Origin of the sequence: Shouchella hunanensis, assembly GCF_028735875.1 — a bacterium.
Taxonomy (GTDB): domain Bacteria; phylum Bacillota; class Bacilli; order Bacillales; family Bacillaceae_D; genus Shouchella; species Shouchella hunanensis.
On sequence record NZ_CP117834.1, the window covers coordinates 3230964 to 3245858 of the forward strand.

General features: G+C 39.4%; 14 protein-coding genes. 10 read left to right on the forward strand and 4 right to left on the reverse strand.

The features are described from left to right. Nucleotides 1–55: 55 nt before the first annotated feature. The 3 genes from PQ477_RS16705 to PQ477_RS16715 all read left to right on the forward strand — a co-directional run bounded on the left by PQ477_RS16705 (nucleotide 56) and on the right by PQ477_RS16715 (nucleotide 2554). Nucleotides 56–463 (forward strand): hypothetical protein, encoded by a 408-nt coding sequence (locus PQ477_RS16705; protein WP_035394120.1) that lies wholly within the window; start codon nucleotides 56–58, stop codon nucleotides 461–463. A gap of 268 nt (nucleotides 464–731) precedes the next feature. Next, complete coding sequence (locus tag PQ477_RS16710; RefSeq protein ID WP_035394118.1) at nucleotides 732–1028, forward strand: hypothetical protein; 297 nt, start codon at nucleotides 732–734, stop codon at nucleotides 1026–1028. 155 nt (nucleotides 1029–1183) lie between these two features. Further along, nucleotides 1184–2554, forward strand: a complete 1371-nt coding sequence (locus PQ477_RS16715; protein WP_144558795.1) for an aspartate kinase — start codon at nucleotides 1184–1186, stop codon at nucleotides 2552–2554. A gap of 47 nt (nucleotides 2555–2601) precedes the next feature. Here the strand turns inward: PQ477_RS16715 and PQ477_RS16720 are convergent, their stop codons facing one another. Further along, complete coding sequence (locus PQ477_RS16720) at nucleotides 2602–3414, reverse strand: ion transporter (RefSeq protein WP_035394115.1); 813 nt, start codon at nucleotides 3412–3414, stop codon at nucleotides 2602–2604. 115 nt (nucleotides 3415–3529) lie between these two features. Here PQ477_RS16720 and PQ477_RS16725 point away from each other — a divergent pair, with 115 nt between their 5' ends. Both PQ477_RS16725 and asnB read left to right on the forward strand, forming a co-directional pair. Then, entirely contained in the window at nucleotides 3530–4285 is a 756-nt protein-coding gene (locus PQ477_RS16725; protein WP_274272514.1) for an SDR family NAD(P)-dependent oxidoreductase, read from the forward strand. 158 nt (nucleotides 4286–4443) lie between these two features. Further along, entirely contained in the window at nucleotides 4444–6294 is a 1851-nt protein-coding gene (asnB, locus tag PQ477_RS16730; protein WP_274272515.1) for an asparagine synthase (glutamine-hydrolyzing), read from the forward strand. A 36-nt stretch (nucleotides 6295–6330) separates the two neighbouring features. Here asnB and PQ477_RS16735 read toward each other — a convergent pair whose 3' ends face one another. After that, a complete protein-coding gene (locus PQ477_RS16735; RefSeq protein ID WP_144558798.1) occupies nucleotides 6331–6966 on the reverse strand; it encodes a TVP38/TMEM64 family protein in 636 nt (211 codons plus the stop codon). Between the two features lie 64 nt (nucleotides 6967–7030). Here PQ477_RS16735 and PQ477_RS16740 point away from each other — a divergent pair, with 64 nt between their 5' ends. The 5 genes from PQ477_RS16740 (at nucleotide 7031) to PQ477_RS16760 (ending at nucleotide 12020) form a co-directional block, all read left to right on the forward strand. After that, nucleotides 7031–7330 carry an MGMT family protein gene (locus tag PQ477_RS16740; protein ID WP_035394110.1) on the forward strand — a complete coding sequence of 100 codons (300 nt, stop codon included), beginning with the start codon at nucleotides 7031–7033 and terminating at the stop codon, nucleotides 7328–7330. A gap of 69 nt (nucleotides 7331–7399) precedes the next feature. Then, nucleotides 7400–8893, forward strand: a complete 1494-nt coding sequence (locus tag PQ477_RS16745) for a phytoene desaturase family protein (protein WP_035394108.1) — start codon at nucleotides 7400–7402, stop codon at nucleotides 8891–8893. Continuing rightward, on the forward strand, nucleotides 8890–10341 hold the full coding sequence (locus PQ477_RS16750; RefSeq protein WP_274272516.1) for a phytoene desaturase family protein: 1452 nt from the start codon (nucleotides 8890–8892) through the stop codon (nucleotides 10339–10341). The genes PQ477_RS16745 and PQ477_RS16750 overlap by 4 nt, the downstream gene beginning before the upstream one ends. Nucleotides 10342–10358: 17 nt before the next feature. Beyond that, on the forward strand, nucleotides 10359–11195 hold the full coding sequence (locus PQ477_RS16755) for a phytoene/squalene synthase family protein (protein ID WP_035394105.1): 837 nt from the start codon (nucleotides 10359–10361) through the stop codon (nucleotides 11193–11195). Between the two features lie 186 nt (nucleotides 11196–11381). Then, nucleotides 11382–12020: a sugar O-acetyltransferase gene (locus tag PQ477_RS16760; RefSeq protein ID WP_035394103.1), complete on the forward strand. Its 639-nt coding sequence runs from the start codon at nucleotides 11382–11384 to the stop codon at nucleotides 12018–12020. Nucleotides 12021–12303: 283 nt separating this feature from the next. Here the strand turns inward: PQ477_RS16760 and PQ477_RS16765 are convergent, their stop codons facing one another. Next, on the reverse strand, nucleotides 12304–13779 hold the full coding sequence (locus tag PQ477_RS16765) for a phytoene desaturase family protein (protein ID WP_035394102.1): 1476 nt from the start codon (nucleotides 13777–13779) through the stop codon (nucleotides 12304–12306). Beyond that, nucleotides 13776–14891, reverse strand: coding sequence for a glycosyltransferase family 2 protein (locus PQ477_RS16770; protein WP_144558803.1), 1116 nt, complete (start codon nucleotides 14889–14891; stop codon nucleotides 13776–13778). Before PQ477_RS16770 ends, PQ477_RS16765 begins: the two co-directional genes overlap by 4 nt. Nucleotides 14892–14895 lie beyond the last annotated feature (4 nt).

Sequence of the window (14895 nt, forward strand, 5' to 3'; positions counted from 1 at the left end):
GTGGCTTAATCAGGATGTTAAAACGGAAAGTGATTTTACTTAAAGGAAGACGAACATGGTGAGCCATTTAAAAATCCATAATTCTATTCATAATTCAACGGATGTTGTGAATCAATTCGATTGGACAAAGGCGGAAGGGGAGGGCATACACAATGATACAATGAACTATACGAAAGGTTTAATTCAACTAAGAAGGTCATCTAATGCATTCCGTTTAGGAAGTTTGTCAGTTATTGAAGAGCACGTCTCGTTAGTTGAAGCGCCTGAAATAGAGCAGGAAGACGTTGTGATCGGCTATACGCTTAAATCAACGGATGAGAGCGAGACATATACTGCTTTTATAAATGGCGATACGCGAAATCGGACATTTTGCTTGAATCCGATCTCTCCTCTTCAAATGTGCTTGTGGATCGGGAAAAAGCTGGAGTTGAGCCAATTGACGATCTATCGGTGTCTCCTTTGATGGAAATGAAATGGTAATTGCTCCGTTAACAGTTATTATTATTCAATCCGAATCATGAAGATTTGGTAAGAAGCAAGTGTGAAAGAAGAGTAAGCAAATACTGGTTAAACAGTATTTGCTTTTTTATATGTTGAAGTGAAAATTCATTTATTGCTTTCGTAATGCTAAGAGAAGGTGTAAACTGGTGTCAACTGCATGTCATAAAGTGAAAGGCTTTCAATTAAAGTCTGTTTCAAAAAGAGACATAAAGTACATAGGGGGAAGAACGGTGAGGAAGCATAGATGGTTAATTGGCGTCGTAGCAAGCATACTTATTATTATACTTGGTTTTGTTATCCAAGTTGAATATGGAGCGGATGAGTCTGACCGCGTTATCGTGGACTACACGTTGAATTTATACAGTGCACCTGAATGTTTTAACGAGGCTGGTTTTACAAATGATATTAGTGATGCAACGTACGGAGAAGTGGAGGAAAGCGGCGAGTTTTTACCTGAATCTTCGTGTACAGCTGTTGCGTTTCAAACGTCACGCGGGCCGTTATGGTTTGCTTGGTTTATGAGCTAGCTACGCATGACATAAAAAGCAAATGTAATTGCGACTTTTCTCTATAAAAGGAGAAGAAGTCGCTTTTTCATTCGGTTAGCTGTGGCTTAACAAAAAGGATTATGATAATATGAGTAATTAAAACAGAGAGAAAAGTGGAGAGTGAGGAACGTAACGTGAAAGTAGCAAAATTTGGTGGCTCTTCAGTTGCCAACGCTGAACAAATTAGAAAAGTGGCTGCGATTATTCAAGCGGACGAAGAAAGAAAGATTGTTGTTGTCTCTGCTCCAGGCAAACGAAACAAAGAAGATGTGAAAACAACAGATTTATTAATTGAATTGGCGCAATATTGCATGGACGGTAATGAAGTAAAGCAGGAACAATGGCTTCAAAAAGTAGTTGATCGCTACGCACAAATGGTGTTAGATTTAGGCCTTGATGAAGCAACAACAATCGAAATTCGTAATGACTTAGTGAATCGAATCCAAGCACCATATAAAAATACACATCAATTAATAGACTCATTAAAAGCAAGCGGTGAAGATAACAACGCAAAGTTAATTGCTGCATATTTTCATTCCATCGGCATGAATGCGTCCTATGTAAATCCAAAAGATGCTGGGTTACTTGTCAGTGATGAGCCAGGGAATGCTCAAGTACTACCCATTGCCTATGAACGCTTACATCAGTTGAAAGAGCAAGAAGGAATTATTGTCTTTCCTGGATTTTTTGGCTTTTCTGAGAACGGCACACTTGTGACATTCCCGCGAGGTGGTTCTGATATTACCGGTGCCATATTAGCGGCTGCTGTAAATGCGGATCTCTATGAAAACTTTACTGATGTTGATTCAGTGTACGCAGCTAATCCAACGATTGTTGAAGATCCATTTGAGATTAAAAAAATGACTTATCGAGAGATGCGTGAACTCTCTTATGCTGGTTTTAGTGTATTTCATGATGAAGCCCTTATTCCAGCATTTAGGAACGGCATTCCTGTATGTGTTAAAAATACAAACAATCCGAAAAGCGAAGGCACGTTGATTGTGGCAGAGCGAGAAGTGTTTGATAACCCTGTTATTGGTATTGCTGCAGATGAAGGGTTTGCGACCATTTATGTGCGAAAGTATTTAATGAACCGCGAAGTAGGATTCGGAAGACGATTATTAGAAATTTTAGAGGATAGCTCGATTTCGTTTGAACATATTCCGACTGGTATTGATGATACGAGCGTTATTATTCGCGAAAGCCAACTGACAGAAGATGTGGAAAAACAAATAATTGGCCGTATTAAAACAGAATTACAAGTTGATGATGTCCATATAGAACGAGGCTTTGCAATGGTGATGCTTGTTGGAGAAGGTATGCACAATTCAATTGGTGTCATCTCAAGAGCATCAGGCGCATTATCAAGAAGAAATGTGAACATAGAAATGATTAACCAAGGTTCATCCGAGACAAGTCTTGTATTTGGAATCCATCAAGAAGATGCTAAAACAGCTGTTCAAGAACTGTATCAAGAATTTTTTAGTACGCGAGTTCTCGCCTAAGAAGAAAAGCGCTATAAACGGAGACAGTCGTTTATAGCGCTTTTGTGTTATTCTTTCGAAGGTTGATGAAGTTTTTTTAATTCTGTCTGGATCGCTGCAAGTTGCTGTTCTAATCGTTTAACGTCTTCTGCTGTAGCTGGTGCTTGTTTTGCTTCATTGTCCGTGTCTTCTTCTGAATCATTTGCTTTTTCAACATTATTAACGATAACACCAATAAACAGGTTAAAGATAATAAACGTACCCACGAGTACAAAAGAAACGAAATAAATCCAAATCCATTGATTGTAGGCCATTAAGGGACGCATAATACCACTTGACCAAGAATCTAATGTGACAATTTGAAACAAAGTAAGAATGGTCCGTTGTAAGTTTCCAAAGTATTCAGGTGCAATTCCACTGAACAACATCGTTCCAATCACTGCAAAGATATATAGAAAGATTCCCATTAAAAACAAGATGTTACCAAGAGAAGGAATGGTCATAACTAGTGCATCCACTAAGCGCCGAAGAGAAGGAATAACGGAAATGGCGCGTAGAACCCGTAATACCCGCAGGACTCGAAGAACTGTGACAAAATGACCACCAGTAAACAAATGTCCAGCTAAAATGATGATGGTGTCAAACCAATTCCAGCCGTTTTTAAAGAATGAACGAACAGAAGTTGAAAAAAAGCGCATGACAATTTCAATTGTGAAAAGCCACAATAAAAGACGATCAGCAAGATAAAAAAAGAAAGAATAATGCTCATAGATGGAATCGTATGTTTCGATTCCAACCAAAATGGCATTTGCAATAATTAAAATAATAACGGTTGATTGAAATGCTTTATGATTTACGATGGTATGTAATCTGTTTCTCAAACGAAATGCCCCTCTCCATTTCCTCCAACTATCATAGCAAGAAAAAAGTTGAAGGAAAAGGAGAATCCATTGTAAGCTAAAGCGTACAGAAGAAGAAAAGGAATTGTGATCGCAAATGAAAACGATATGGATTACAGGAGCATCGAGTGGATTAGGTGAAGCCGTGGTCAATCAATTAAAGGGACATCATTTTCAGATTGTTAAGCTGGCAAGTCGTTATCAAAACTTAATAGAAACGGAGCCTAATGTGTTTGAATGTAAACTTGATCTAAGCGACATCACGTCTATTCATCATGTTGTTGGTGAACTGAAAGAAGCAAACCTTATTCCTGATATCGTCATAAATAATGCTGGAATTGGTCAGTTTGCTGAGTCGTGGGAGATTGCCGACGAGGACGTAGAGCGGGTTTTTCAAGTCAACATTGTTGGATTAATACAATTTACGAACCGAGTAATCCCTTTAATGATGGCAAATGGGCATGGTCACATTGTTCAAATTGCTTCTCAAGCAGGGAAAGTGGCAACCGCAAAAGCGAGTGTATATGCAGCGACAAAACATGCATTAATTGGCTATTCAAATGGCTTACGACTTGAATTAAAGCCGTATGCTATTGACGTATCCGTTATGAATCCAGGGCCCATTCATACACCTTTTTTGAAAAGCGCTGATAAAAGCGGCACATATGGTGAAAAGATGGGTGCTCATTTATTGCAACCAGATGAAGTAGCCAAACGAGTTGTGAAAACGTTGAGCTCTAAAGAAAGAGAAATCAATTTGCCAAATTATATGACGGTTGTAGCGAAAATGCATCAACTTGCCCCGGGTCTAGTAGAAAAAATCGGCAAACGTTTCTTTTATAAAAAAGAATAAAATAACTGTTTAAGTAGGAAGAAAGAGATCAAATTACAAAACGTCCAGTTCCTTCAAAAAGAGGCACTTTTGGCTTTTTCAATGAATAGCATAGGTTAGGAGTGAGGAAATGTAAGGTTGCATAGGGCCGTTACATTCCAGAAGGAGCTGGTATTCAGATGTGCGGGATTACAGGGTGGATTGATTGGCGGCGAGATTTAAGACGCGAAAAAAAAGAAATTGAACAAATGGCAGCGACGTTAAACCGAAGAGGGCCTGATGCATTAGAGTCATGGACAGACAAACAAGTAGCGTTTGGTCATGCGCGCTTAATTGTTGTTGATCCAGCAGGTGGCATTCAGCCAATGACACGGACCGTTGCTGGAAAAACGTATACGATTGTTTATAACGGTGAACTGTATAATACAGAAGATATCCGGAAAGAGCTGCAGCAATACAATCATACGTTTTCAGGGCACTCGGATACAGAAGTGTTGTTAAAATCATATATACAATGGAAAGAAGCATGCTTACAAAAATTTAACGGTATTTTTGCTTTTGCCATTTGGGAACATACTACGCAGACCTTATTTATGGCACGAGATCGAGTAGGAGTGAAGCCGTTATTTTATACGGTTCGAGATGGATTTTTAGTATTTGGTTCAGAATTAAAAAGTATATTGGCTCATCGTGATATTAAGCCTATTGTGGATCGTACGGGCTTAGCGGATATAATGGGGTTAGCACCATCGCGATCACCAGGAAATGGCATTTTTAAACATGTTCATGAGTTAAAACCAGCTCATTTTTTAGTCTATACAAAAGATGAGCTACGTTTGCGTCGTTATTGGCAATTAAAAAGTGAACAGCATACGCATAATGTTGAAGAAACGGCCGCACATATCCGACAGCTGTTGGAAGATATCGTTTCAAGACAGCTTTTTGCTGACGTTCCGGTTGGAATGTTTTTGTCAGGTGGAATTGATTCTAGTGCACTGACGGCTATTGCTGCAAATCATTATAAACAGGAAGGAAAAGGGCCGATTGCCTCCTATTCTGTTGATTATGAAGAGAACGATAAATACTTTAAAGCAAGTGCCTTTCAGCCAAATGCTGATGGAGAATGGATCAAAAAAGTATCGAGTTATTGCCAAACCAATCATAAAAACTGTGTCATTCAGAACATCCAATTGGCTGAGTTATTAAAAGAAGCAGTACTCGTTCGCGATACACCTGGAATGGCAGATGTTGATTCTTCATTGCTATGGTTTTGTAAAGAAATTAAAAAAGATGTAACGGTGGGCTTATCAGGTGAATGTGCGGACGAAATTTTTGGTGGCTATCCGTGGTTTCATAAACCTGAGGTAATGAATATAGATGGGTTTCCCTGGATGAGATCCATAGACGAGCGAAATATGCTCTTAAAGGCTGATTGGAAAAAGAAGCTTGATTTAAAGAACTATGTCTATGACCGTTATGCGGAGACGATTAGCGAGACGCCGACATTTTCAAAGGATACAAAAGAAGAAGCACGAAGACGAGAAATCTCATATTTAAATATGATCTGGTTTATGACAAACTTACTCGACCGAAAAGATCGCATGAGTATGGGAGCATCGTTAGAAGTGCGGGTTCCATTTTCAGATCACCGCTTAATTGAGTATGTCTGGAATATTCCATGGGAGATGAAAGTGCATGGGGGAAGGGAAAAAGGAATTTTACGAAAAGCATTAGAAGGCTTACTGCCTGATGATGTGCTCTATCGTAAGAAAAGTCCGTATCCTAAAACGCATCATCCAGATTATACAAACGCTGTAACAAAGGAAATTCAAGCTATTGCAAATCAAGCTGACTCGCCTTTATTTGATTTTATCGAACGTAAGCAATTGAAAAACATTGCAGATACTGGTGGCTTTGATACAGGGAAGCCGTATTTCGGTCAATTAATGGCAGGTCCGCAGTTATTAGCACACTTCATCCAAATGGATTTCTGGCTTAAACACTACCAAATTAAAATTGAGGATGCGTAATAGAGAGGACCAGGAGTGATGAAGCCCCTGGTCTTGTTATATTTCTTTTTTATACCGACTTGTCCTCAACCAGAGGCGATAACAGCCATAGACGAATAGAAGAAAGGCTAAATAATAAAGAATGACAATCATTAATTGCTGAGGATCATTGAATAGTGCGTGCCCAACTGTGGCAAATAAAATCATTGAAGGAACCTTGCCTAACGAAGACGCCACAATATAGTGCATTGGCGAAACCCTACTTAGAGCAGAATAGGCATTAACAAGGATTGAAGGGATTATGGGAATCAATCGCGTAATAAATATAGTCATAAACGCGTTTTTCTCAAATAATCTTGTTATCGTTGATGTGAGCTGGTAGCGATGGATCATCTTAAGACCTATATCTTGATAACCATACCGAATAAAGGTAAAAAAGAGTATAGAGGCAATGGAGGAGCCTAACCAAGTGACAAGACTACCGAGATACGGTCCGTATGCAGCTCCAATTAGTCCACCAATGAGCGGGTACGGAATAACAGGAAATAAAGAGAGTAAAGTGGCAATCAATGTAGTTAGAATAATGGATTGGTCACCTAGCGTCTCAATGGCATTGAGAAAGCGATCTTGATACATAAAAACAAGTGTACCTAATCCCACTAGGAAGATGGATACGATGATTTTCTTTTTCATGCTTCACCTCATAGATTAATTCGTTCTTAGTGTAACAAAAGAAAAGCTGTAAAAGGAGATGGAGATGCGTTTAATTTTTGACAATATCTATGAAACTGTTAAGCAGATTCCAGCTGGAGAAGTTGCTTCATACGGTCAAATTGCCCGATTAATTGATGCTCCCCGAAGTGCGCGGGTTGTTGGTTGGGCTATGCAAAAGGCACCAAAAGAAGTACCGGCACACCGTGTTGTGAAAAAAGATGGCAGTGTAAACGAAGGCATTTTATTTCAAGGCTCTTTTAGCCAAAGAGAGCTTTTAGAAAGAGAAGGAGTACGTTTTTACAAAGACGGTAGAGTTGTGATGGCTTCGCATAGTTGGAAATAACTAGGTGTTTAGAAATCTATCAATTCGGGTATGAAGAACAAGAAAATGTAAATGAATTAGGGTGGATGAATGAAAAAAATTACAATCATAGGTGCTGGACCTGGTGGTTTAGCAACAGCATTACTACTAGCAGGAAAAGGATATCAGGTAAAAGTTGTCGAAAAAGAAGCATATGTAGGGGGACGTACATCAAGCTTTGAGCAAGATGGCTTTACTTTTGATCGCGGCCCGACATTTTTTAGTATGCCTCATCTTTTAGAAGACTTGTTTGCACAAGTAGGTCGAAAACTATCTGATTATTTAACGCTCAAAGAAGTAGATCCTCTATACAAGTTACAATTTGATGATGTAGCGTTTGTTCCGCATCGTGATGAGCAACAAACATATCAAGACATTGAACAGTTGTTTCCATCAAATGGAGCTGGATATATTCGCTTTATGAAGGAAACCCGAAAGAAAATGAACGCATTAATGCCGCTTTTACAAAATAAGCATAATTCTCTCTTTGACTATACAAGGCTACGTGCTATAAAAGCTTTACCCAGCTTGTCGTTAGGAAAAACGCTTTACGATGAATTAAGTAAATATTTTACTGACGAACGCTTAAAGCTATCGTTTACGTTTCAATCAAAGTATTTAGGGATGTCTCCGTGGGAATGCCCTGGAGCATTTAGTATATTGTCGTTTATGGAACATGAGTACGGTATTTATCACCCAATAGGTGGAGTCAACCAAATTACAAAAGCCCTCGCAAAAGCTTTTACGGAACTAGGCGGGACAATCGAATTAAATCGCTCAGTCAAAAATATAATCGTTAAAGAGGGACGCATCTATGGCTTAACCTATGAAGATGGTGAGCAGGAGCAAACAGATGAACTTGTGATTAATGCTGATTTTGCTTACGCTATGAGTGAGCTTGTGGAAGAAAAGCATTTAAAAAAATATACGCGAAAAAAACTTGAAAAGAAAAACTACTCTTGCTCTACGTTTATGATTTACGCGAATGTGGAAAAGGTGTATCAGGAGCATCATCATACGGTTTTGTTTGCGAGTGATTACCGAAAAAATGTCGAAGAGATAACGGGTTCAAAAACGTTGTCTGCTGACCCATCTATTTATATCCATAACCCAATCGTGACAGATCCAACGCTTGCACCGGAAGGAAAGTCACCCCTTTATTTGTTGGCGCCAGTGCCAAATAACTTTAGTAAGCTTGATTGGGAAGAGCAAAAGGATACGTTTGCAGAACTGGTATTTGATCAAATTGAGAAAAAGTCGGGTTTTAAAGATTTAAGACGTCATATTTCGTCCTACTCGATACTAACACCTAATGATTGGGAGCAACGTTTCAATGTGTACAAAGGCGCAACGTTTAACCTTTCTCATAATTTAGGGCAAATGATGTATTTTAGACCACACAATCAATTTGAAGAAATAGAGAATTGTTGGTTAACAGGTGGGGGGACTCATCCTGGTAGTGGACTACCTACGATTTTAGCGTCAGCAACCATTACAGCGAACGGTATTTTCAAAAAGGATAAGAAAGGAATTCTTATACAATGAAATCAATAGTTGTTGGCAGTGGGATTGGTGGTTTAGTATCAGCTTTATATTTAAGCCAGGACGGTGATGAAGTGGTTGTCCTTGAGAAGAATGATTATGTTGGAGGGCGATTAACTTTTCATACCCATGGGTCTTTTAAAGTAGATCAAGGTCCAACCATTGTTCTTTTACCGGAAATGATTACTTCTATTTTGGAAGAGGCGGGTATGGATACCCAAAGCCTAGATTTTATAGACATCGATCCTCTTTATAAAATGAGCTATCCTGACGGGACAGATTTCTGGAAATACCGTAACCTTAAAAAGCAAGAAGAAGAAATAAAACAGGTTTTTCCTGGTGAAGAGGGGCAATTTCCTCAGTTTATGAAGTCGATGGAACACCACTTTACAAAGGGAAAAGCTGCATTCTTGGATAAAAGTTTTAATCGAAAAAAAGATTTCTACACGGCGACGAACTTAAAAACGTTATACGAGTTAAAAGCTTATCAATCTGTAGACAAAATGATTCGGCAGTTTTTTACACATAAACGGCTACAAAATGCATACAAGCTTCAATCTCTTTATATAGGCGGAAACCCAACTAATTCTTCTGCACTGTATTCGCTCGTATCTTATAGTGAGCACGCCCACGGGATTTGGTATTTACGAGGTGGTTATGCTTCTTTAATAGAGAAAATAGTGGAAGAGCTTAACAACCGGGGAGTTCAATTCGTATTAAATGCTGAGGTCAATGAAGTCCTTTACGAAGGTAGTGTTGTTAAAGGGGTTAAAGTAGACGATACGGTTTATCAAGGTGATCGTTTTATTATGAACATGGATTTCCCTTTAGCTGAATCTCTCGTTGAACGAAAACCAATAAAGAAAAAGTATGTCCCATCTTCAGGATGTTTGCTTCTCTATGTAGGCTTAAAGAAAATATATAAAAATAATCCAATGCATCAATTTTTAATGTCTGACGATTTTGATCAGCATATGAACGATGTTTTTTATTCACGAGAATTGTCGACACTACCGTCGATTTATGCTTTTCACCCATCGGTTCTTGATGAGTCCCTGGCTCCAGCAGGAAAAGGCGTCCTTTATGCGTTAGTACCTGTACCAGCAAAAATGTCAGATGACCAGTGCAACGAATTGGTAGACATTGTGCTGAATGAACTAGAGCAACGCGCGTTTCCAGAGCTGAGAAGTCAAATGGAATGGCTCGATATTCGTACTCCTCATGATGCGAAAAAAGCCGGACTATTTGAAGGAGGAAGCTTTGGACTTGCACCAACTGTTACACAATCAGCTGTTTTTAGGCCGCAATACCAACCATTTAAAGCGAAAAACATCTACGCAGTTGGTGCTTCTACCCATCCAGGCGGTGGGATACCGATTGTTATGCAAGGAGCAAAATTGTTAGCGAATGAGCTACTTCAAACGCCAATGAAGGCTATGACGAGTAGATGAAACATGGAGGAGATGCTATGAATACAAAGGATGCTTATGAAATATGCCATACAATCATCAAACAGCATTCTAAAACATTTGCTAAAGCCTTTAGTACGTTACCTCAGAAAAAAAGGCAAGCCGTGTGGGCGATTTATGCTTTCTGTCGGACGGTTGATGATATCGTTGATGAAGGGCAATCCCCTTCAAGTGAACTGGAGCTATTTGAAGATCAATTCAACCGGTTTATACGAAAGGAGCTCCCTTTAACAGACCCTAAGTGGATTGCATTAGACGACGTGTTTCAACGGTTTGAAATGGATACAACGCCTTTCTTTGATATGATGAAGGGGCAGCGAATGGATTTATATTTAAAACGATATGAGACGTTAGACGAAGTAGAACAATATTCGTATCATGTGGCGAGTACAGTCGGTTTGATGCTTTTACCTGTACTAGCCCCTAACAATCATCAGCAACTTCATAACAGTGCGATTGCGTTAGGAAAAGCGATGCAGCTCACGAATATACTTCGAGATATCGGTGAAGATTTAAATCGTGACCGAATTTATTTACCGCAAGCTATAATGGATGCTTACGATGTAGCAGAAAAGGATTTACTGATTGGAGAGCGAGGAACAGGGTTTATTAACATGTGGGAGCACATTGCTGCGCGTGCAGAAGACCTTTATCAAGAGGCGTTTAAAGACATGTACCTTTATCCAGTTGATGCAAGAATCCCCGTTCAAGGAGCAGGCATGATGTACCGAGCCATCTTGAAAGCAGTACGGTTGAACCAGTACAATGTGTTCTCACAAAAATCGTTTGTACCAAAAGATGAAAAAGAAATTATTCTAAATGAGCTTAAAGCCTAGTCGGTACTGTAAGGCTATCGTGTGAAACCAAAACGCCATATGCTCCCCTCAAAGTGGGCACTTCATTTGTAAACACTTTGGAGGGAGCTTTTTATTTAAACCTGTTGCGACGTACTCCATTGAAAAGACCCTCTAAAATGAAATTTTAAAAGTCAGAATAATAAAGAAAAAAGGAGCGGTGTTCATATGAAAGAAGAGGAACGAATCCTAAAGGGTATATTATTTTCTCCAGCAAACGAAGATTTGCAAACAATCAAATTACGTGCTCACAAACTTAGCAATCTGTATACACAGCTGCCAGAAGATAACCGAGAAGAACGAAATAAGATATTGAATGAATTAGTAGGGAGTATAGGAGAAAATAGCTTTATACTAGGTCCAGTATTTTTTCATTATGGCATTCACACCAAAATTGGCAGGCATTTTTTTGGGAACTATAATTTGACCATACAAGATGACGCGCTGGTGACAATTGGGGACTATGTAAGCTTTGGACCCAATGTAACGATTGTCACACCTATTCATCCATTAGTTGCTTCAGAGCGTAGGCAAATGATACACGCTAATGGAGAATCTAAAGCATTGTGCTATGCAAAACCCGTTTCAATTGGAAACGATGTCTGGTTTGGGGCAAATGTGACAGTGTGCGGTGGTGTTACTATTGGGGATGGCTCTGTGATTGGCGCTGGTAGCGTCGTAACAAGCGATATTCCTGCTAACGCACTTGCTGCTGGTGTGCCTTGCAAAGTGATTCGGTCTATAACGGATGCGGACAGTATGACTTATAAGCCTGAAATACTTGGTGGCTGTCAGGTGTTGAAATAAGGGCTAGCTTAGGTTTGTGTATGATTTATGTTTCTACAAAACAATGGATGAATCTTGTCGCTTAGCATGTTGTTTAATGGAAATCTTGCATTGCTGGATGTAGGTAACGAGTAATGGCTATTCCTGATTTAAGAGGTAGCGGAATTACACCGTTTATAGTGACCTTTATGAGTAAGTCTAGTATTGCTGCAAATGAACTTGGAATGAATCTTATCTAATAAATAGCCTGCCGACTGTCTCAATGTTCCAACACTCTGTCGGCAAGCTAAGTGAGCCTATACCGTTATTTCAGGCTTTTTTTCATGAGGTTAGCCGCATTTCGTCCACTTTGTACGACCATTGGTGATCCCCCACCCGGATGAGTAGAGCCACCAGTAAAGTATAAATTTTTAATGTCTTTTCCTTTAGTAGCAGGACGGTTAAACGCTTGCGAGAGCGAGTGAGAGGTGTAGCCGTATAAACCACCAAAGTAAGAGTGAAATTCCTCTGACAGCTGTTGAGGGGTAATGACAAGGTCGTCAATAACAAACTCTTTAATAAAAACACCTTTTTTCTCTAACAGTCTATACACCCAATTTTTTAAGTCTTCTTTATCAACGTAACGGTTATCGTTTGTTAAAGATGGTGCGTTGACGAGAATAAATAAATTATCCCCTCCTGTATTGGACACTGCACTCGTATCCACTGTAGAAGAGTTGCTTATGTAAATGGTTGGGTCCAATGGATACGATTTCTTAGAAAAAATATCTTCAAATTCCTTTTCATAATCATGGCTAAAATAAACTTGGTGGTAATGCTTTGCTGCTGTTTTACGATTGGTAGCAGATAAAATAACAAAAGCAGAACTAGTAGGTTCTTTCACGTTTACATCCTCTGTAAATGAAGGGCGATAAGCTTTGTCAACAAGCTTAGGATACACCGTTAAGTAATCACCATTTAGCAAATAGCCATCATAATGTAGTCGCTCGTTTTTTTTAGTCGATAAAGACGTGATCGTTTGCTGATCATTTATCTGTAGCTGTGTCACTTCTTCGTTAAAATGAAAAGTCACGCCTAATTCCTGCGCTCGCTTATGAAATGCTTCGGCTATAGTCGGATTTCCGCCTGGAACGTAGTACACACCGTCAACATATTCCAAATACCCAATCATCGCGAATGTAGCCGGCGTTAAATACGGCGAGGAACCAATGTATGTTGCATAGCGATCAAGCATTTGAACAATCCGTTTATCTGTAAAAAAAGATTGATGAAAGTCGTGCATCGTTGTTAATGGCTTTACAGCTGAGATTGAACGAAGCAGGCGAAATGAAGCATACTCCTGCAGGCTAGAGAAAGTTCGTGGGAAAAACTCTTTCACAGCATGAGTATATAACTTCGTAATACTCTTCACATATGAATCATAATGGGTAGCACCGATGTTAAATGTAGCAAGCTGTGCTATCATCCTCTCGCGATCACTTGAAGAGAGAAAAGTGGAGCCGTCAGGAAAATAATTCATCGTATGATTTTCTAATTTCTTAAATTGCACGTAATCGTCTGGATTTGCCCCGCTTAATGTGAAAATTTCTTTGAACACATCCGGCATTGTTAGCGTATTTGGTCCAAAATCGAACCGAGCTCCTCCAATGTGATAACGTTTCATTTTTCCTCCAGGGTAGGAATGTTTTTCGAACACATCCACTTTATAGCCTGAAGAGGCAAGCAGAACAGCAGCAGCAAGTCCCCCTAACCCAGAGCCGATAATAGCAATTGACTTCATTTGTACACTCTTCCTTTCCATGTATAACCAGCTCGTTTTGAAAGTAACATTGAATAAAGCAATAGACTCATAAGGCTTAAAGCAGAGAATGGAACGAGTAGGCTTAAGACGAGTCGTTGTTTTGCTTGAGCATTAATCCACACCATCATTAAGACCGTAAGCACATACGGAAGAATAAATTGCAAGTGGAAGGTTAACAAACCGTAAAGGGCGAAAAAGAACGGTGCCACAAAAGCAACGAGGTAAAACAATAGTAAACAACCACCCAAGATGTACGAACGACCAATACCTGGGAAGCTATTTTTTGAAAATCCTGCCCACACTTCGCCATTCGTATCATACATGACACATGATGCTACCCCTGTGTTGTTAACGAGTCGTGTAGTAAAACCTGCTTTTTTACTATTGCGCATTAGCTGAATATCTTCAGTCAAAGAATTATAAATCGCTTTGTGTCCACCAATCGCTTCATAACAAGTGCGTGAAAAAAACAAAAAGGATCCATGTGCAGCGGACGCCATAGGCATACGAGTATAGTTTGCCAAAAAGAGCGGGAGATGGAGATAAATAATGACATGCTGCATAGGCACAAGAAGCTGACATAACCAAGCCGTTCCCTTAACAGGGAACTTAGGGAATCCCGAAACAAGACCGAGGTGTTTTGGACGAACTTGCTGAAGTAAGGCTTCGATTGTATGTGGTTGAAGCGTAATATCTGCATCTAAAAAGAAAAAATAGTGACCATTGGCATGACGACTCAATTGGTGGCACGCATGTACTTTTCCAACCCACTTAGCTGGTAGTTCTTTGCCCTCTATTACGGAAGCATTCGGTAATGTATGAATCATTTCCTTTAAACGCAGAAGTGTATCATCTGTAGATTGATCATTAAGAAAAATGAACTCCACATTTTGGTAAGTGAGACGTGCTAGGCTGTGGATGAGCGGTGCCACATTATTTTCTTCATTTCGCATCGGGATAAGAATGGAAACAAGTTCTTGTTCCTGATCGTTTTGCTCCATGGGTCTTTTTACTAACCTAGGCATAAAAAAAGAATTAATTAGCACCCAAACAAGGATGAAACCTAACCCAACATTCAAAATATCGATCATGTTC

Bases quoted from the DNA above. Each gene is read 5' to 3' on its own strand.
- PQ477_RS16750 (WP_274272516.1), top strand. From the start codon at position 8,890: ATGAAATCAATAGTTGTTGGCAGTGGGATTGGTGGTTTAGTATCAGCT.
- PQ477_RS16745 (WP_035394108.1), top strand. From the start codon at position 7,400: ATGAAAAAAATTACAATCATAGGTGCTGGACCTGGTGGTTTAGCAACA.
- PQ477_RS16705 (WP_035394120.1), top strand. From the start codon at position 56: ATGGTGAGCCATTTAAAAATCCATAATTCTATTCATAATTCAACGGAT.
- PQ477_RS16735 (WP_144558798.1), bottom strand. From the start codon at position 6,966: ATGAAAAAGAAAATCATCGTATCCATCTTCCTAGTGGGATTAGGTACA.
- PQ477_RS16765 (WP_035394102.1), bottom strand. From the start codon at position 13,779: ATGAAGTCAATTGCTATTATCGGCTCTGGGTTAGGGGGACTTGCTGCT.
- asnB (WP_274272515.1), top strand. From the start codon at position 4,444: ATGTGCGGGATTACAGGGTGGATTGATTGGCGGCGAGATTTAAGACGC.
- PQ477_RS16740 (WP_035394110.1), top strand. From the start codon at position 7,031: ATGCGTTTAATTTTTGACAATATCTATGAAACTGTTAAGCAGATTCCA.
- PQ477_RS16760 (WP_035394103.1), top strand. From the start codon at position 11,382: ATGAAAGAAGAGGAACGAATCCTAAAGGGTATATTATTTTCTCCAGCA.
- PQ477_RS16725 (WP_274272514.1), top strand. From the start codon at position 3,530: ATGAAAACGATATGGATTACAGGAGCATCGAGTGGATTAGGTGAAGCC.
- PQ477_RS16770 (WP_144558803.1), bottom strand. From the start codon at position 14,891: ATGATCGATATTTTGAATGTTGGGTTAGGTTTCATCCTTGTTTGGGTG.
- PQ477_RS16755 (WP_035394105.1), top strand. From the start codon at position 10,359: ATGAATACAAAGGATGCTTATGAAATATGCCATACAATCATCAAACAG.